This is a genomic window from Coleofasciculus sp. E2-BRE-01, assembly GCF_040221695.1.
Lineage (GTDB): Bacteria > Cyanobacteriota > Cyanobacteriia > Cyanobacteriales > Coleofasciculaceae > Coleofasciculus.
This window is the reverse complement of sequence record NZ_JAVKEA010000248.1, coordinates 1-16623: the sequence shown is the minus strand read 5'-3', so window position 1 is coordinate 16623 and position 16623 is coordinate 1. Positions and strand designations below refer to the sequence as shown.

Genomic DNA, 16623 nt, shown 5'->3' with positions numbered 1-16623 from the left:
GGAGTGTCACCCAGGTGATTATCATTCTCATTCGCGTATTCATTCTCAATAATTCTGTCAATAAGCTCTCATCTTTTCGAGGCTTGAGGGGGGAAATGCAATGTAAGCCAAGCTTTTGAGCTGCTTGTCACCCCTTCAGGGACAACGCTCTCCTCGACTGACTAAAATTCGATAATGAGTTTGACCATTTCATACAGACGCACCTCAACCGCTACTCTGTATTTAGGACGCAATTGAGGAGACAGGCACTTAGTCAGTTCGCTAATCAGTAACAAATGGATTCCGGACCAGATTTCTGGGTGTTCTAGGTAAGGGTTCATCCCCGGAAACGGGTTTGGCATAAATTTCCCTCCTTGGCGTTCGATTCTCGTTGCTTAAATTTTATCGTCGTTTTGCCCTAGCACGGGGAAATCTCGGAATCAGACAGATTAATTAAATCCGTCTTCGCTTAATATGGATGAGCTTGCAGCCAAGTGGTAATCTGTGGGATTTGACTCACTGTATTTTTCAACGTCTCAAGCTTTGGATAAGGCTGCAACAAATCCTTGGGTGGCTGATAAGATCCATCGGGTTCTGGGATGTAGGAAAATGCCGAGGGATCAGTCCAGAATTTTCCGGTATGATCATATATACACAGAAATGGCAAACGTTGTGGGGCGCAAACCTTGCGCCCCTACTGAATTTAACTGGAAACGGTTAAAATTCAGCGCTCAAGGGTGTGCGGGGGAAAGGAATCACGTCTCGTATATTTCCCATCCCCGTCATAAACTGCACCAATCGCTCAAATCCTAAACCAAACCCCGCATGGGCAACGGTACCATAGCGCCGCAAGTCTAGATACCACCACAACTCCTCTGGATTCATTCCCTGATTCTGGATGCGCTGCTGGAGAACATCGAGGCGTTCCTCCCGTTGAGAACCGCCGATAATTTCCCCAATCTTGGGTGCTAGTACGTCCATGGCGGCAACGGTTTTGCCGTCCTCGTTCAAACGCATATAGAATGCCTTGATCCCTATGGGGTAGTCGCTCACTATAACAGGTTTCTGAAATAATTCCTCTGCCAAATAGCGTTCATGTTCTGACTGTAAGTCTGTCCCCCACTCAACCGGATACTCAAATTTTCGATCAGCTTTTTCTAATTGCGCGATCGCATCCGTATAGGTAATGCACTCAAACTGGTTGTTGATAATATTGTCCGCCGTGGCTAGGACGGTATTATCAATCCGCTTATTGAAAAATTCCATGTCTTCGGGACAGTTCTCGAGTACCGAGGAGAATACATATTTGAGAAACTCCTCCGCCAGATCCATATCGCCCTGTAAATCGCAGAACGCCATTTCCGGTTCCACCATCCAAAACTCGGCTAAATGGCGGGAGGTATTGGAATTTTCCGCCCGGAATGTCGGACCAAAGGTATACACATTCCCAAATGTCATCGCCATCACCTCGGCTTGCAGTTGCCCACTAACCGTCAGGTAAGCTTGGCGTCCAAAGAAGTCTTGACTAAAGTCCACCAATTGATCTTCGGTTTTGGGAATCTCGTTGAGGTTGAGATTGGTTACGGTAAACAGTTCTCCCGCCCCTTCACAATCGCTCGCGGTGATAATCGGGCTGTGAATCCACAAAAAGCCTCGTTCCTGAAAGAATTGGTGGATAGCACTAGCACAGGCGTTACGCACCCGTAACACAGCACCAATTGTATTGGTACGCGATCGCAGATGTCCAATGGTTCGCAAAAACTCAAAGGAATGGCGTTTTTTCTGTAGCGGATAAGTGGCGGGATCGGCTTCACCATACACCTGAACAGAATTTGCCCTCAACTCAATTCGTTGTCCTTTTCCCGGAGACGGCACCAATACGCCAGCAACTTCTACAGACGCCCCAGTGTTGACCTGTTGGAGAATCGTTTGATAATCGGGTATGTCAGGATTCAGGATGACTTGCAAATTTGCCAAGCAGGAGCCATCATTCACCTCCATAAAGGCAAACTCTTTAAGTTCTCGTTTCGTGCGTACCCAGCCCTGAATGGTTACGGTTTCATCCGGCTGACCTGTGCGTAAAAGTTGTGCGATCGGTTTCTTTTGCATAATTTTGACAGTTTATCAGAATCAGTCCTACCCGGTTTGTCCTTATCTGGACAATTCATTTAGCTGGTTTTAGCGTCAGTTGAATAGGAATTCCGATTGGGGATCAATGTAAAACAATATAGGATCAATTATTTTTGCGAATGAACGGGGAATTGGTCATGAGCTGGCGATCAATATCTCCACTGGCTTGGTGTGGATCAATCCTTCAGACTCGGCGACGAGAAATCCGGGTAGAAACAGGATGGACAGATTGGGCGGTTCGTTAACTATTGTGAAGGGTTTTGTCGTCAATTGGCAAGGAGAAGAGGGCGAGGCGAGGACATTGAGTAGAGGGCGGGCAACCCGATACCATTGAGCCAAGGGCGACCCGATACCATTGAGCTGACTGGGATTGTTAATTGATGCAGGCGGGTCGCCCCTACAGGTTGTTAATTGATACAGGCGGATCGTCCCTAACGATTAACTGGCACAAGATTTGAGCAACCAGCCGATCGCAATCCCCAGTCCCCCGAAGCGAACGGCTTGCCAAAAGGGTTCTTTAAACGCACTCCAGGAAAAAAGGCGACTCTCTAGATTGAGTTCAATAGTTTCAAGCTGCTCTTTAATTTGCCGGAGTTCAGCTTTCAAAGCGGGTTGATTACGGATTTGACGTGGCGATTGTCTAATTTGCTCACGACGGTGCTGAAGCTGGGCTTGTCGCCGCTGATCCCGTTGGACTTGTGCATAGCGCTCTTTGAGAGCTTCCAGCGATCGCTCGACCTCAGATAACGCTTGCTCAAATTCGTCAGCATCTAGATTTTGCTGATTGGGATCAGAATCAGCGCTCATAAGGGAACAGGTAACAATCGATAGGTGAAAAAATAGATAAAATCAAACACAAGACCCCAGGCGTTTCAGCCGTGGGATTCACTTAATAAACTTATACCTAGACCGATGGAATTGACAAAAACTGATAGTCTCAAGGACGCCAGTACCCTGGAACTTGCCCAAGCCCTGGCAGAACGCTTAGGGATTACACCCCAAGATTGGCATCGATTAAAGTCAAATCGCCCAGCTAGAGCCAAGGAACAAGCAGCGGCGGCTTTAGTCTTTTTGCTCAAGGAACAGCCAGAGGAAGCTCTAGCTCGGTTACGTCAGGCGTCAGGATGGCTGGATCACTCGATCTCAGCCCCCCCTTGCCCAACCCATGGAAATCGCGATCGCTAGGGAATCAAGGGTAACCTTGATCGACTCTTCATGTGTTTACACACTCGCAGTTCAGTCCCTTGGGGATTCCAGTGAACTTGATCGAAAATTTGGTAGAGGAGGCATAACCCTCTACCATTTTCGGATTCATCATGGGGCAAACCGTCGTCAGAATTCCCTTGACGACAAGGCGGAGAAAAGCCGGGACCTTGATCTGAGATTATCCACCAATATTCGTCATTGATGACACAAAAGTGAACTATTACGGTCTTACTCGGGTCTAAATTATTGCCGTGCTTTGCCGCATTGACCAATGCCTCTTGGAGTCCAAGTCGGATCTCCGGTCGCCACTTGCGCGGAATTTGTTCGACCAGTAGGTCGAGAATTGGGCATAGGTAAAGGGTAGAAGCAAAGCTAATTGTTCCCCAGTTGCGTTCAACTGGGCGCAAAGATGATACAGCAATCACTTAAAAAACCCCTAACTTTTCGTTGGTGGACTGGATGCATGACACGGGCTATTGCCGTGTTTTTTAATCTCATTTTTCTCAAACCAGACTTTCCACACTCAGGTATGAGTTATAATAAAGGTTTGTCCAGATTTTGTATACTAGCACCCTAATCTTTAGAATGCGCTGATCGAATTTTGTAGAATCCTCAGGCTCAATCTTGAGTTTCTCTGAACGTCAGCAGCTTGGTGAGTTTCTTCTGGTTGTGGTGAATACTTTCAACTACTGCCCATTGATTGGTAGATTGTGGTATGATAAGTCAAATTTGCCTCTAGGGGGTAGTTTTTCTCTGAATTAGTTAAAGAATGGACTTTATCTACTATTGTATCGAAACTCTCCTTTAAACACCAGAGCTTTGTTTGAAATGAGGGTAAATTGGGGATTCATCATTGGTTAGGGAACAGGAAACAGGAAACAGTGAACAGGAAACAGTGAACAGGAAACAGTGAACAGGAAACAGTGAACAGGAAACAGGGAACAGGAAACAGTGAACAGGAAACAGTGAACAGGAAACAGTGAACAGGAAACAGTGAACAGGAAACAGTGAACAGGCAACAGGGAACAGGAAACAGTGAACAGGCAACAGGCAAGGTAGAATTTTGAGTTAACTTCCCCATCTTCCCCATCTTCCCCATCTTCCCCATCTTCCCCATCTTCCCCATCTTCCCCATCTTCCCCATCTTCCCCATCTTCCCCATCTTCCCCATCTTCCCCTGCTTCCCCTGCTTCCCCTGCTTCCCCTGCTTCCCCTGCTCCCCCTGCTTCCCCTGCTTCCCCTGCTTCCCCTGCTTCCCCTGCTTCCCCTGCTCCCCCTGCTTCCCCTGCTCCCCCTGCTTCCCCTGCTCCCCCTGCTTCCCCTGCTCCCCCTGCTCCCCCTGCTCCCCCTGCTCCTGATAACTGATAACTCCCTCATCCCTCCTGTTTTTCCAAGAAAGCCGCGCACTCAACATGGGGTGTTTGGCTAAAGAAGTCGGCTGGTTGAACGTGGGTTAATTGATAGCCACCTGGATGACAGAGGCGTTTAAGATCCCGTGCTAGGGTGGATGGCTTGCAGCTAATGTAGACAAGGCGTTGAGGCATAACTGACAACAGGGTTTCAATAACTTGGGGGTTGCAGCCCTGGCGTGGCGGGTCAAGTAATACGATATCTGGCGTGATCCCCAGTTGCGGCAGCAAGGTTTCCACTGTTCCTGTCTCAAAGGTGACATTGGTAATCCCATTAATCTGGGCATTGATTTGGGCTTGCTCCACGGCTGTCCCTTGCACTTCGATCCCCAATGCCTGATGTACCTGTTTTGCTAAGGGTAGGGTGAATGTACCAATACCACAGTAGGCATCAACAAGATATTCTGTTCCTTGGAGTGCCAGCTTTTGCCGAATTACATTGAACAAGGCTTCTGCGGCTTCGGTGTTAACTTGGAAAAAGGTATCGGGTCTTAATTGAAACTCTAAATCCGCGAATATCTCCCGCAGATACGGTTGACCTCGGACACAATGGGTTTGATCACCGAAAATGACATTGGTACGGTGGGGATTCACATTCACACAAACACCCACCAGGTTAGGATAGCGATCGAGCCAGGTTTGGGCTTGCGTTTCCAGATTGGCTAAATTGGCATCAGTTGTGACTAAGGTTAAAAGCATTTCCCCAGTTCGGCGTCCAATCCGCAGTGACAGGTGACGCAATCGCCCTTGATGACGACGTTCGTTGTAGATTGACCAACCTTGTTGCTGAATATCCTGCTTGATTTGGGCTAACAGGGGATTTAAGCGATCATCTTGAACGGGGCATTGATTCAGGTTAATTAGCTGATGTGTCCCTTTTTGGTAATACCCAGCTTGAACTTGACCCGTTGCCGATCGCCGCATCGGATAGGTGGCTTTGTTCCGGTAAGCTAGGGGAGAGTCAGCGCTTAAAATCGGGGCGATTTCGATGGAATTGAAGCCGCCGATACGAGTTAAGGCTTGCTTTAGCAGATTTTCTTTGACTGATCGCTGATACTGGGGATCAACGTGCTGCCACTGACAACCGCCACATTTATCTGCCACGATGCAGTGGGGGCGAATGCGATGGGGAGAGGGTTCGAGAAGTTGATCCAGTTTCGCGATCGCGTAATTGGGTTTGACGCGCACCAGCCTGACTCGGACATGATCCCCAGTCACTGTATTGGGGACAAACACAACGCGATTCCCCAACCGTCCGACACCATCACCACGATCATTCAGGTCTGCGATCGTCAGTTCCAGCAGTTGACCTTGTTGCCACTGATCAGGGGAAACGGGGGGACGAGGGGGCGAGGAGACAGAGTGATCCATAAAAATACAATGTAGATGTGTGATCAAAGGTATTGCCAGATTGTTACAAAAGAGGCGTATACAAAAAAGGCATATAAGGGATGGCTAAGAAGGGCGGGTTTTGTTGTTCAGTTATCGGCTTGGTGAATTAGCATTAGTCCCTAAACCCGCCCCTACACTTGACTTTTTGCTTCTTGCGACTGCTAACTTTGGTTACTGCACCTGGAGTACCTCCGCACCCCTACACCTGGAGCACTGCGTCTCAACCGAAAACTTTTCGCTCGACTGACTTTATTTGTGGGGTCTAGAGTCGCTAAACTACAAATGTTATCTAAGTTAACCCAATAAGATGAGCGTAGTTAGCCAAGTTATCCTCAAAGCCGACGACGAGCTGCGGTATCCCAGCTCCGGTGAACTGATGGGTATTAAAGCCTTTTTGCAGACGGGTGAGCAACGGATGCGTATCGCTTCCACCCTAGCAGAAAATGAAAAGAAGATTGTCCAAGAAGCCAGTAAGCAGCTATGGCAAAAGCGTCCTGACTTTATCTCACCCGGAGGCAATGCTTATGGGGAACGCCAGCGATCGCTATGCCTGCGGGACTACGGCTGGTATTTGCGATTGATTACCTATGGTGTTCTGGCTGGAGGTAAGGAACCGATTGAAAAAATTGGTTTGATTGGGGTCAAGGAGATGTATAACTCTCTTGGCGTCCCCGTCGCCGGAATGGTTGAATCGATTCGTTGCCTCAAAAATGCCTCCTTGGAGTTGCTGAGTCAGGAAGATGCCATGGAAGCGGCTCCTTATTTTGATTACATCATTCAATCGATGTCCTGACTCGAGACAACATTACTTGGTCATCAGGTCACCTTTGGATTGGTGATTCGGCATTCGGGATTCGGGATGGGGAAGCATTTTGCTCATAAGTATGGATTCCCAATTTTCCCAATCACCGCCTCATCTCACCAATCCTCAATGAGTTATTGACAAATCCTTGATGATCAAGTATAAAAAACCGACAGTCTCTATGGGGAGAACCTGTCGGCTATTTGTGTGTTCCCTATTGATGACTCGGCTAGAGTTCAGTCATTAGCTAGTATGCAAAATTAATCCGCCTGAGGATTGCGATCTCGATCAGTGATTGGTTGTGAACTTGATCGTAGCCATTTGTGATGTTTGCTTGTGAGGCGAGATGTATTACACCAACCGAGGCTCTAGGCTATGTTGTTTGTCAAAAAACTGCCTTGGACTTCCTTATCGATCTTGTTCGCCACCCATTGTGTCTTTGGCTGGTTGATCGCGGCTTCTGAGTTAATCGCAGATGCAGATAGACCTTGGGTATTGTGGCTGATGGGGGCAATATATATCGTATTTATTGATTTAGCCCTAACTGCCCCACTGACACTGATTCAGAGCGTTTACAGCGGTTGGCTGAAGTCAGATACTCGCGCTTTTATTTCCGTGATTGTGGGCGCTTTTTTAGCAGTGTTGATTCTCTGCTGGATACATGTTTTTGTCCGGATTCTGGTGCTGCTATCAGCCGGGGCGTTAGTGAGGTTAGATTTGCAAGTTGCCAACTTTGGTGAATGGAAAGCTTTCAGTGTTTTGGTCGTCTTTTCCCTGGTGGGTTATGGATTAGGCATAATCGCACAACAGATCATGAGCAGTATTTTATGAAGGTCATTTGTCAGGGAATAGTTAACAGTTAACAGGTAAGGTAGAGTTTTGAGTTAACTTACTCATCTGCTCCATCTCCCTCATCTGCCCCCAGCTTCCCTAGCTCCCCCAGCTCCCCCAGCTCCCCCAGCTCCCCCTGCTGCCCTCCAGACTTTAATCCCTTTGTGGGAGTTGAATTTTCACAGCACCTTCTGGGGTGGTAACTACTTTGCCGCCGAGTGCTTCAATCTGATTAATGGCACGTTGACGAGTGCGATCGTCCATGGCGTTTTGTAGCACCATTGACCAAGCACTGACTTGGGCTGATTTGCTTGAGGGATTGCGGGCAAGAAACTGGGCGGTTTGGCGGGAAATTGAGGCAATATACTGACTTTCTTCATCTTCATAAGTGCTTGCCCATTCTGCGGCTTTCTCAAAGGATTGGCGGGCGGCTTGGGCGTCACCGAGGAATAACAGTTCGTCAATTGCCTTATAGCGCCAGATGTAATAGGATTTGGGGAGGACTTTCGGGGAAAGCTGCTGGAGTCCTTTGTCCATTAGTTCTACCGACCGATCTGGCATACCTGCATAGAGAGAGGTGCTACCGGAAAGGAAAAAGTAGGCGTCTAAGAAGCGGGGGTCACGGGCTAGAATCACTTCAAAGTAGTCTGGGCTAAGTTGATAGCCGGTGACATCGCGAGCTTCATCATCACCAAAGTATTGCAGGAAATTGAGAAAAACCCAATCGGCTACTAGGTTATCAAATCCGAATGTTGGTACTTTCTGGAGGAGATTTAGGCGTACCTTTTCGGCTTCGATTTGGCGTTGCAGTTCTATGGGAGAAGGAGTTTCGCCTTTGCCTTGGAGTTGATTGAGTTGGGGAATTTGCAACCCCCCCACGGCGACGATACAGAGGAGGGCAATTAGGGAAGGAATGAGAGATTGACGTAAGGGTTGAGGAGATTGGGTCAGCATTTTGGGTAAATGTATTGATTATTCGTTAAAACGATTGGGGATAAGACTTGGTTGAGGTAATCGGTGGCAAATTGGTTGTAGGGAGATTGAGTCATTTTAGGTTGTGAGCGTCGATGGTGATGAGGTTTATTTTACTGAATGTAGGAGCGCCTCGTCTTGCATCCGGGTCAACTCAAGCCACAATTCTTGTCAACTGTCCGGTAGATCCCCGACTTCTGAATCCAATTTATTTGGGCTCATCAGAGTTTCAACAAAGAAGTCGGGGATCTGGAGTAGCGTAATCAGATAGATTACAAAGGATTGGCTTGGGGAAATCGAGTCATTGGGGAATAGGAATAGTCTACGAGTGTAGAAATCTATCTTACCGGAGTTGAGTCAAACAGAGCGATCGCACGGTTCGTCGTTGACGCCGATCTAAGGACTGGCTATGGGGAATCGAGCGAGGAGTTGCTCACGGGATAACTGAGATAATTGCAACAGGTATTGGCTTAACTGTTGGGGGGGTAATGCTAATAAAGAAGTGACCCGTGCGGTGAGTTGCTCATCCAATTCTCCAAATCGAATTTTCAGCAAATTTTCGACAATGAAATGTTGTGCTTGTTGAATGGCTGATTCACTGTTTTCCAGTTGAGATAATTGTAAGAGAAATGGGGTTAATTGCTGAGGGGGCAATGCCGATAAGGGAGTAATTAAAGCAGTCAGGGTGGGAGTCAACTGTCCCAGACGAGTCTGGAGGAGGTTTTCGATAATCAGTCGTTGTCCTTGTCGTATGCCTTGTTGTATACCTTGTTGCAATCCTTGTTCCCTGGCTTGTTGCCGAGCCGCATCCAGTTGTTGTCGATATAGGGGTGCTAATGCCATAATTAACTCCCTCTCCTCTGGGTCTAATTGTTGTTCTTGGTTAGCTTGTAAGTTGACTTGCAAGTTATACAATAACTCTAGCGCAGACTGCCGCAATGGATGGTCTTCGGGTAATCCGGTGATTTCCTCCTCGCGCACTTCCCCTGCAATGTTGCGACTGGTTTGAACGTTTCCGATGGGGGATAAGAGCTGCTCAAGATAATACGCAAGCGAACTGGTCGTGGGGGAATCGAGTCATTGGGGAATGGGGATAGTCTACGAGTGTAGCTGTCTATCTTACCGGAGTTGGAGAAAATTCGCGATCGCACTTTGTCGGGGTGAGATGCACCTCATCAATGAACAACTCCAATCTCTTCAATTGGATCGGGTCGCCCAATACTAAATCAACAAAGCAATACCGTGATCTGACCCCTCCCTAACCCTGCCCTTCAAGGGGAGGGAACGATACAAATTTAAGGACTGGCTTAGGGAAATCGAGCTAAGAGTTGCTCACGGGATACCTGAGATAATTGCAACAGGTATTGGCTTAACTGTTGGGGGGGTAATGCTAATAAAGAAGTGATCCGTGCGGTAAGTTGCTCATCCAATTCTCCAAATCGAATTTTCAGCAAATTTTCGACAATTAAATGCTGTGCTTGTTGAATGCCTGATTCACTGTTTTCCAGTTGAGATAATTGCAGGAGAAATGGAGTTAATTGCTGAGGGGGTAATGCTGATAAGGGAGTAATTAAAGCCGTGAGGGTGGGAGTCAACTGTCCCAGACGAGTCTGGAGCAAGTTTTCGATAATCAGCCGTTGTCCTTGTTGTATACCTTGTTGCCGAGCCGCATCCAGTTGTTGCCGATATAGGGGTGCTAACGCCATAATTAACTCCCTCTCCTCTGTGTCTAATTTTTGGTCTTGGTTAGCTTGTAAGTTGGCTTGCAAGTTATACAATAACTCTAGCGTAAACTCTCGTAGTTGGCTGTTTTCGGGTAATGCGGTGATCTCCTCAATGGCTTGTTGTTGGACTCTACCTTTTCCTAGAAGTCTCAACCAGAGGGTGTCTGGGGTACGAGGGAGTTGGTGGATAACGACGATGGCTGTTCTGAACGCCTCGTGGAGAAAATAGAGTCCATTTAACCAGTTTTGTTCGTCGCCCAAGGCACCAAAGCTATCGAGTAAGGGGGTTGAGGCGGTGGGGGTAAGTATCCATAGTCGGGGGAGTTCACTGTCGTTAATGGAGGTATTTTCCCGTCGGGCGCGTCGTTCTAATTCTGAATGTAGGTCAAACAGTTTAGACAGACAACTGCGGATTTGACTGGGGGTAACGGCGTTACGAAAGGGTTCAAATACGGCGGGTGTTGTGGCTAGGCGTCCCAAAAGTCCTAGGGAGAGGAGGTAGTCATTTGGGGAAGCGGTGGGGATAAATAAAACGTCAACCTCGCGCACTTCCCCAGCAATGTTGCGACTGGTTTGAACGTTTCCGATAGGGGATAAGAGTTGCTCAAGATAGTCCTTGGCAAATTGGTCATGGGGAAATCGAGTCATTGGGGCATGGGGATAGTCTACGAGTGTAGCTGTCTATCTTACCGGAGTTGGAGAAATTTCGCGATCGCACTTTGTCGGGGTGAGATGCCTGCATGAATGAACAACGCTAGAAACAGGGCGGGTTTACATAAGTTACCCGTTTTGGCTTACAGGTTATCGGTAAAACCCGCCCCTACAAACTATCGGGTCGCCCAAAACTTCATCAATAAAGCAATACCGTGACGCGACCCCTCCCTAACCCTCCCCTCGAAGGGGAGGGAACAAGATTGGCGCTTGCTGGGAATCAGGCTGCGATCGCATGATTGAATTGACCAGAAGGGAACAGGCGATCGCACGTAGACGCGATCACTGATATCTTTAGATTTTCAACGTCCATCCCGTGACCCAATTAGAAATGCCTCCCTATCAGATTGTCCTTGATACAAATGTGCTTCTTGCTGGTTTACGCTCAAATCGAGGAGCCTCTTACAAATTACTCACTCTCCTGAATAATCAACGCTGGCAACTCAATGTCTCGACGGCTCTCATTTTTGAATATGAGGAGGTTCTGAAAAAAGAAAGGACTCAATTAGGGTTGAGTCTAGACGATATTAACACCGTCGTTTCCACAATCTGCGCTATTGCTAATTGTCGTACAATATTTTATCTCTGGCGACCTGCGGCTCTTGACCCTGATGATGACTTTTTGATCGATCTAGCAGTAGAATGCCAAGCGGATTTTATCATCACGTATAATAAAAGAGACTTACGAATCGCTGAAACGTTTGGTATTCAACTCGTTACTGCTAAAGAGTTTTTACAAATTGTCGGAGAAATTGAATCATGAATCTAAACGCGACCATTCCTGATACCTTGTATCAACAAGTTGAAGCTTTAGCCAAGCGGGAGCATATTTCTGTAGAACAACTGATAACAATCGCTCTATCGGCTCAAGTATCCGCTTGGATGACTAAAGACTATATCGAAGAAAAAGCCAAACAGGGACGTTGGGATAAATTTCAACAGGTTTTAAATAAGGTTCCCGATGTCGAACCCGAACCACAGGACAGTTTGTAATTTGTGTTACCCGATCACACCATCTTTGTTGACAGGGTATGGAACAGGCGATCGCACCGTTTGTCACCCGCAGGTAGGGGCGCACCGACGTGCGCCCGATAAAATTGACGGGAATGGGAACAACCTGCGATCGCACCGTTTGTTGTCGCGACGTGTACCCAATACAATTGACGGAAATGGGAACAACCTGCGATCGCACAATGTTTAAGAAAGATGTGGGTAATGCATAGCCTTGAAGGGGGGGGAACAAAATTGGCGCTTGCTGGGAATAACAGAGCGATCGCACCATCTTCCAAGTTATTCCCGTTGTTCAGCCAGAACTATCGGTAAGTACCTGATTTTCGGAAGGGTGCTTGTGGTGAGGTTGCTGGATAGGTGGACATAAGTAGTCAAAGGAATTATCAGTGTGTTCCAGCCGCATCTGGCGAGGTGCATTTAAAGCAATAACAGCATCTCCAATTTTTTCACACCGCTTGCAGGAGGTGACTGTTGCGCCTTGTTCTAGGATTTCTTTTAAATTATCCATAATCCTAATAAATCCCCGGGTTTCATTAGTTTTGGGTAGTTGGGATGCCTGGTCAATATAGGATTCAACCTCTTGACGATAGCGATCTAACAAAAATTCGTCAATTTTACATTGACTTCGACAGGTTTCTACATCGCCAAACTCATCGGCAAACTGCTTTAATCCTTCTGCCAGGTTGTTTAATTCAACTTTGAGTGGGACAATGGCACGGGCGCAAGCTGTGGCATCCTGTCCGATGTTAGCATATTTTTTCCTCAGCAGGAGTTCAAAGCGTTTGATATAGAGTCCTAATATTTGTAGGGCTTTTTCTTTATCTTGAGAACGGTTAAAGTCGAGTTGGTGCGTACTGAACAGTTGGGGAATGAGCTGGAGGATAGCTTTAAGTTGGCTGGTCTTAAATCGATTACTCCAAAAGGTTATGGCGTCGCCAATTGTTTGAATCGTTTCTAAGCGCAGAACAAAGTAGAATGAGATAATATTCATCAAATAGCTGCGTTTCATCTCCATTTGGATGTAGTTGGAGATGTAGAGGGGACGTTCGGCAAGGTTGGAGTTTAAATACTGCTGATAAGTTTGAGTCCCTAAGAGTAGGGAACGAACAACGGAGGTATCAAGAAAATGTTGAGGACTATCTTTAGCTTGCATAGTGTTTAGTCCTCATCGCTACCTAGCTCAATACTAGAGTTAAAGTTTACGCAAAAGGGCAGGGTGTCGAAGCCCAAATCTTCCAGTTTTAAAATGGCTTGTTCGACTTCTTCATTACTTAGGGGGGAATCAACTAAAGTGGTGAGCAGATCGCGAACCCCTTGATACTGATTAGCCTGATAGTTAATCCAGCGATTTTCAAAGGCGATCGCGTCGTAAAAAGCCATCAGGATTTCGGTTAACGGTTCAAAGGGAAACTGATCGCGAATAGTCCTCAAGGTTCGCAACAGACTATCTGCGTAGACAGCCGCTATAGGTGTACCACAGTAAGGTTGGATTTTTTGCAAGTCGAGTTGGATAGAGAGAGTAAGTTGTTTGGGAGAAAGAAGCTGTACGTCTGGCATGGTTATTTGTGTAAATGATTATTAAGTTATACAGTTTCTAAAGAATCAGACCGATCACCGCCAGTATAACGAAGTTTATATCAAACAAATTGGCAATGTACTGGGAGGGAACAAGATTGGCGCTTGCTGGGAATCAGGCTGCGATCGCATGATTCAATTGATAGGAAGGGAACAGGCGATCGCACCGTTTGTCACCCGCAGGTAGGGGCGCATAGACGTGCGCCCGATAAAATTGACGGGAATGGGAACAGGCGATCGCACTGTTTGTCGTTGGCGCGTGGACAACCCCGGCTTGCATCCTTGCTGAAGTCAGATGATCGCTCTAGGTACAGAAGTGGGTAAGTTAGAGAGAGTGCCTGGGTTGATAGTCTGGACGTTGATAGGATCGCAAGGATAGTAATCACCATTGATTAACCTCAACGATATCAATTTAGTTCTCTTTCCCGATTGGACTCAATCTGAGGAGGTCTTGGAACGCGATTTACAACAGGTGGTCAGGATGAGTGCGACTCATCTGGCGAGTCGGTATATCACCTTGTTGATTGATACGAGTACCATTGCTCAGGATGATGCTGAACTGTTTTTGTCTGGTGTGACCATGCATCTTTTGATGGCAGAAGATTTCCAGGTTACTGAAGGTGCGGAAATTGTACTGATGGGAGCGCTGAGTTGTAGTGAGTGGCAGGATCTTTTGCCTCATATTCAAGCTAGACTGGTTTTGAAGTGTGAAAATCAGTCGGCTATTTCCCACGCTCACGCTGCATCAATTCCTGCCTATGATTTGGCAAGTTTGAGTCAGGAAAACGCTAGGTTTTTTTGGCAAGAATTGGGGGATGGGTTATTTCAACAGGGAAAATGGCAAGCGGCTAGGGAGTGCTATGAAAAAATTCTGGCAGTCGGGTGGGCAGATGCACAACTGTATTGGCGGTTGAGTGAATGTTTGAGATATTTACAGTTGACTGATGCTGCGATTAGTCGTCTTACTCAGGGAATTGAATTGTACCCGAAAGAAGGTAAGCTGCATTTCTCGTTAATCATGAATTTGCACGCTAGGGGTCGTATTCAAGAGGCAAGAAACCGAGCGAAGATTGCTTCAGAATTATTTCCTAGTAATTATAGGTTTAAAATCCTCAAATACTTGCTTTTACCCATAATATATAATAATCAAGCGGAAATTGTTGGCTATCGACAAGAGTTCATCAGAGGACTACAAGCATTAATTCAGGAAACCTCTCTAGAAACCGATGAAAATCAAAAGAATGCTCTGGTAGGGATAGGTAGCCTGACTAACTTTTATTTGCCCTATCAAGCTGAAAATGATCGAGAACTGCAATCTCAGTATGGAGAATTAGTCCATAAAATTATGGCAGCCAACTATCCGCAATGGGTGGTTCCTGTTTCTATGCCACCGCTTCGGGCAAATGATAAAATTCGGATTGGTTACGTTTCCGCTTATCTTCACGCTTACAGTGGCACCCTTTGGTTAACTGGCTGGTTACGTTATTGCGATCGCACCCGCTTTGAGATCTATTGTTACTATACGGGCAATACGCCGGATGCTGTTACCCAACAGTTCCAAGAATACAGTGATGTATTTTACCATAGTCCGGGTAATCTCGAAGACGTTTGTGAACAAATCCTTCGGGATCAACTTCATATTCTCGTTTTTCCAGAAATTGGGATGGACCCGCAAATTAGGCAAATGGGGGGTCTACGATTAGCGCCCGTGCAGTGTGTGGCTTGGGGTCATCCGGTGACGACAGGATTACCGACGATTGATTACTTTTTGTCGAGTGAGTTAATGGAACCGGAAAAGGCACAAGAGCATTATTCGGAGAGGTTGATTCGTTTGCCAAATATTGGCGTGGCTTATCCTAAACCCTATATTCCGCCACGAGTGAAGTCCCGTTCAGATTTTCAGCTTCGGGAGGATGGGGTGATTTATTTGTGTTGTCAAGCGCCGTTTAAATATCTGCCTCAATATGATTGGATATTGGCGGAAATTGCCCGTCGGGTTCCTCAGGCTCAGTTTTTGTTTCTGCGGGGTGATTTATTGAAGCCGCGTTTAAATCGGGCTTTTGCCGAAGTGGGTTTGAGGAGTGAAGAGTATTGTGTGTTTCGTGCTATTCCGGAACGTCTAGACTATTTAATGATTAACTTAGTTTCTGATGTTTATTTGGATACATTTTGTTGGTCTGGAGGGAATACAACCTTAGAGGCGATCGCCTGTTGTCTGCCTATTGTTACCTGTCCTGGGGAATTTATGCGGGGTCGTCATTCGTATAGCTTTCTGAAAATGCTGGGGGTGACACAGACAATTGCTGAGAATGAGGTAGATTATGTGGAAATTGCGGTAAGGTTGGGTATAGACTCGGCTTGGCGACAGGAAATCGGGGAACGTATGGCACAGCGGCTTGACTATCTCTATGAGGATAGGGCTTGTGTGGCTGGTTTGGAGGCGTTTTATCAGCAGATAGCAATACCTTGATCTGACCTCTCCCTAACCCTCCTCTCGAAGGGGAGGGAACAAGATTGGCGCTTGCTGGGAATCAGAGAGCGATCGCGTGATGGAATTGACCCAAAGGAAACAAGCGATCGCACGATTCAATTGACCGGAAGGAAACAGGCGAGCCTTGTAGGGGCGACCCGCCTGCATCAATGAACAACCCCAATCCATTTAATTGGATCGGGTCGCCCTTTACTCAATCAACAAAGCGATACCTTGATTTAACCCCTCCCTAACCCTCCCCTTGCTAAGGGGCTACAGTGTACACACAAGTCTTGTCCGTTAGCATTTAAGGTTGTTCAGCCCCCTAAATCCCCCAATTCTGGGGGACTTTGAACTTCCTGCTCCCCCCAAATTTGGGGGGTTGGGGGGGCTAAATGCAGTATGAGTGAG

20 protein-coding genes and 1 pseudogene are annotated in these 16623 nt (G+C 46.9%); 7 read left to right on the top strand and 14 right to left on the bottom strand.

Going from position 1 to position 16623, the window contains the following annotated elements:
- Positions 1 to 185 precede the first annotated feature (185 nt).
- From RIG66_RS33670 to RIG66_RS33655, 4 genes and pseudogenes are all read right to left on the bottom strand, one after another.
- Positions 186 to 341: pseudogene (locus RIG66_RS33670) on the bottom strand (DUF4058 family protein); the annotation flags it as partial.
- Between the two features lie 107 nt (positions 342 to 448).
- Positions 449 to 646, bottom strand: a complete 198-nt coding sequence (locus RIG66_RS33665; RefSeq protein ID WP_446384448.1) for a hypothetical protein — start codon at positions 644 to 646, stop codon at positions 449 to 451.
- A gap of 50 nt (positions 647 to 696) precedes the next feature.
- On the bottom strand, positions 697 to 2088 hold the full coding sequence (gene asnS / locus RIG66_RS33660) for an asparagine--tRNA ligase (RefSeq protein WP_446384446.1): 1392 nt from the start codon (positions 2086 to 2088) through the stop codon (positions 697 to 699).
- Positions 2089 to 2547: 459 nt separating this feature from the next.
- A complete protein-coding gene (locus tag RIG66_RS33655; RefSeq protein ID WP_446384444.1) occupies positions 2548 to 2916 on the bottom strand; it encodes a DUF2203 domain-containing protein in 369 nt (122 codons plus the stop codon).
- A gap of 105 nt (positions 2917 to 3021) precedes the next feature.
- Here RIG66_RS33655 and RIG66_RS33650 point away from each other — a divergent pair, with 105 nt between their 5' ends.
- The gene (locus RIG66_RS33650) at positions 3022 to 3294 is read left to right on the top strand and encodes a DUF6439 family protein (protein ID WP_446384442.1); all 273 of its coding nucleotides are present in this window, start codon (positions 3022 to 3024) and stop codon (positions 3292 to 3294) included.
- Here RIG66_RS33650 and RIG66_RS33645 read toward each other — a convergent pair.
- The 3 genes from RIG66_RS33645 to rlmD form a co-directional block, all read right to left on the bottom strand.
- Positions 3291 to 3737 (bottom strand): ATP-binding protein, encoded by a 447-nt coding sequence (locus tag RIG66_RS33645; RefSeq protein ID WP_446384452.1) that lies wholly within the window; start codon positions 3735 to 3737, stop codon positions 3291 to 3293. The two genes, RIG66_RS33650 and RIG66_RS33645, sit on opposite strands and share 4 nt — an antisense overlap.
- A 428-nt stretch (positions 3738 to 4165) precedes the next feature.
- Entirely contained in the window at positions 4166 to 4729 is a 564-nt protein-coding gene (locus RIG66_RS33640; RefSeq protein WP_446384440.1) for a hypothetical protein, read from the bottom strand.
- On the bottom strand, positions 4689 to 6095 hold the full coding sequence (gene rlmD, locus RIG66_RS33635; RefSeq protein ID WP_446384438.1) for a 23S rRNA (uracil(1939)-C(5))-methyltransferase RlmD: 1407 nt from the start codon (positions 6093 to 6095) through the stop codon (positions 4689 to 4691). Before rlmD ends, RIG66_RS33640 begins: the two co-directional genes overlap by 41 nt.
- 328 nt (positions 6096 to 6423) lie before the next feature.
- On the opposite strand from rlmD, the gene RIG66_RS33630 reads away from it, so the two are divergent.
- The gene (locus RIG66_RS33630; protein WP_446334032.1) at positions 6424 to 6909 is read left to right on the top strand and encodes an allophycocyanin; all 486 of its coding nucleotides are present in this window, start codon (positions 6424 to 6426) and stop codon (positions 6907 to 6909) included.
- Positions 6910 to 7293: 384 nt separating this feature from the next.
- Positions 7294 to 7749, top strand: coding sequence for a hypothetical protein (locus RIG66_RS33625; RefSeq protein ID WP_446384436.1), 456 nt, complete (start codon positions 7294 to 7296; stop codon positions 7747 to 7749).
- A 153-nt stretch (positions 7750 to 7902) separates the two neighbouring features.
- Here RIG66_RS33625 and RIG66_RS33620 read toward each other — a convergent pair whose 3' ends face one another.
- From RIG66_RS33620 to RIG66_RS33610, 3 genes are all read right to left on the bottom strand, one after another.
- Positions 7903 to 8703 (bottom strand): hypothetical protein, encoded by an 801-nt coding sequence (locus tag RIG66_RS33620; protein ID WP_446384434.1) that lies wholly within the window; start codon positions 8701 to 8703, stop codon positions 7903 to 7905.
- Between the two features lie 414 nt (positions 8704 to 9117).
- Complete coding sequence (locus tag RIG66_RS33615) at positions 9118 to 9702, bottom strand: hypothetical protein (protein WP_446384432.1); 585 nt, start codon at positions 9700 to 9702, stop codon at positions 9118 to 9120.
- A gap of 326 nt (positions 9703 to 10028) precedes the next feature.
- Positions 10029 to 11093 carry a flagellar assembly protein H gene (locus RIG66_RS33610; RefSeq protein WP_446384430.1) on the bottom strand — a complete coding sequence of 355 codons (1065 nt, stop codon included), beginning with the start codon at positions 11091 to 11093 and terminating at the stop codon, positions 10029 to 10031.
- Between the two features lie 394 nt (positions 11094 to 11487).
- Here RIG66_RS33610 and RIG66_RS33605 point away from each other — a divergent pair, with 394 nt between their 5' ends.
- From RIG66_RS33605 to RIG66_RS33595, 3 genes are read left to right on the top strand one after another with little or no spacing between them, the layout of a single operon-like run.
- A complete protein-coding gene (locus tag RIG66_RS33605; RefSeq protein WP_446347189.1) occupies positions 11488 to 11919 on the top strand; it encodes a putative toxin-antitoxin system toxin component, PIN family in 432 nt (143 codons plus the stop codon).
- Positions 11916 to 12149, top strand: a complete 234-nt coding sequence (locus tag RIG66_RS33600; RefSeq protein ID WP_446384428.1) for a hypothetical protein — start codon at positions 11916 to 11918, stop codon at positions 12147 to 12149. The genes RIG66_RS33605 and RIG66_RS33600 overlap by 4 nt, the downstream gene beginning before the upstream one ends.
- A 1-nt stretch (position 12150) precedes the next feature.
- A complete protein-coding gene (locus RIG66_RS33595; RefSeq protein WP_446384426.1) occupies positions 12151 to 12357 on the top strand; it encodes a hypothetical protein in 207 nt (68 codons plus the stop codon).
- Between the two features lie 102 nt (positions 12358 to 12459).
- On the opposite strand, the gene RIG66_RS33590 is transcribed toward RIG66_RS33595, so the two are convergent.
- From RIG66_RS33590 to RIG66_RS33580, 3 genes are all read right to left on the bottom strand, one after another.
- A complete protein-coding gene (locus RIG66_RS33590) occupies positions 12460 to 13320 on the bottom strand; it encodes a hypothetical protein (RefSeq protein WP_446384424.1) in 861 nt (286 codons plus the stop codon).
- 5 nt (positions 13321 to 13325) lie between these two features.
- A complete protein-coding gene (locus RIG66_RS33585; RefSeq protein ID WP_446384422.1) occupies positions 13326 to 13724 on the bottom strand; it encodes a hypothetical protein in 399 nt (132 codons plus the stop codon).
- A 133-nt stretch (positions 13725 to 13857) separates the two neighbouring features.
- On the bottom strand, positions 13858 to 14022 hold the full coding sequence (locus tag RIG66_RS33580; protein WP_446384420.1) for a hypothetical protein: 165 nt from the start codon (positions 14020 to 14022) through the stop codon (positions 13858 to 13860).
- A 528-nt stretch (positions 14023 to 14550) separates the two neighbouring features.
- Here RIG66_RS33580 and RIG66_RS33575 point away from each other — a divergent pair.
- Entirely contained in the window at positions 14551 to 16212 is a 1662-nt protein-coding gene (locus RIG66_RS33575) for an O-linked N-acetylglucosamine transferase, SPINDLY family protein (RefSeq protein WP_446384450.1), read from the top strand.
- A 12-nt stretch (positions 16213 to 16224) separates the two neighbouring features.
- Here RIG66_RS33575 and RIG66_RS33570 read toward each other — a convergent pair whose 3' ends face one another.
- On the bottom strand, positions 16225 to 16380 hold the full coding sequence (locus tag RIG66_RS33570; protein WP_446384418.1) for a hypothetical protein: 156 nt from the start codon (positions 16378 to 16380) through the stop codon (positions 16225 to 16227).
- Between the last annotated feature and the right edge of the window lie 243 nt (positions 16381 to 16623).

Excerpts from the sequence above, each read along its gene's own strand:
- asnS (WP_446384446.1), bottom strand. The coding sequence starts at position 2,088 with ATGCAAAAGAAACCGATCGCACAACTTTTACGCACAGGTCAGCCGGAT.
- RIG66_RS33655 (WP_446384444.1), bottom strand. The coding sequence starts at position 2,916 with ATGAGCGCTGATTCTGATCCCAATCAGCAAAATCTAGATGCTGACGAA.
- RIG66_RS33650 (WP_446384442.1), top strand. The coding sequence starts at position 3,022 with ATGGAATTGACAAAAACTGATAGTCTCAAGGACGCCAGTACCCTGGAA.
- RIG66_RS33640 (WP_446384440.1), bottom strand. The coding sequence starts at position 4,729 with ATGTTGAGTGCGCGGCTTTCTTGGAAAAACAGGAGGGATGAGGGAGTT.
- rlmD (WP_446384438.1), bottom strand. The coding sequence starts at position 6,095 with ATGGATCACTCTGTCTCCTCGCCCCCTCGTCCCCCCGTTTCCCCTGAT.
- RIG66_RS33630 (WP_446334032.1), top strand. The coding sequence starts at position 6,424 with ATGAGCGTAGTTAGCCAAGTTATCCTCAAAGCCGACGACGAGCTGCGG.
- RIG66_RS33625 (WP_446384436.1), top strand. The coding sequence starts at position 7,294 with ATGTTGTTTGTCAAAAAACTGCCTTGGACTTCCTTATCGATCTTGTTC.
- RIG66_RS33620 (WP_446384434.1), bottom strand. The coding sequence starts at position 8,703 with ATGCTGACCCAATCTCCTCAACCCTTACGTCAATCTCTCATTCCTTCC.
- RIG66_RS33610 (WP_446384430.1), bottom strand. The coding sequence starts at position 11,093 with ATGACTCGATTTCCCCATGACCAATTTGCCAAGGACTATCTTGAGCAA.
- RIG66_RS33605 (WP_446347189.1), top strand. The coding sequence starts at position 11,488 with ATGCCTCCCTATCAGATTGTCCTTGATACAAATGTGCTTCTTGCTGGT.
- RIG66_RS33600 (WP_446384428.1), top strand. The coding sequence starts at position 11,916 with ATGAATCTAAACGCGACCATTCCTGATACCTTGTATCAACAAGTTGAA.
- RIG66_RS33590 (WP_446384424.1), bottom strand. The coding sequence starts at position 13,320 with ATGCAAGCTAAAGATAGTCCTCAACATTTTCTTGATACCTCCGTTGTT.
- RIG66_RS33585 (WP_446384422.1), bottom strand. The coding sequence starts at position 13,724 with ATGCCAGACGTACAGCTTCTTTCTCCCAAACAACTTACTCTCTCTATC.
- RIG66_RS33580 (WP_446384420.1), bottom strand. The coding sequence starts at position 14,022 with ATGCAAGCCGGGGTTGTCCACGCGCCAACGACAAACAGTGCGATCGCC.
- RIG66_RS33570 (WP_446384418.1), bottom strand. The coding sequence starts at position 16,380 with ATGCAGGCGGGTCGCCCCTACAAGGCTCGCCTGTTTCCTTCCGGTCAA.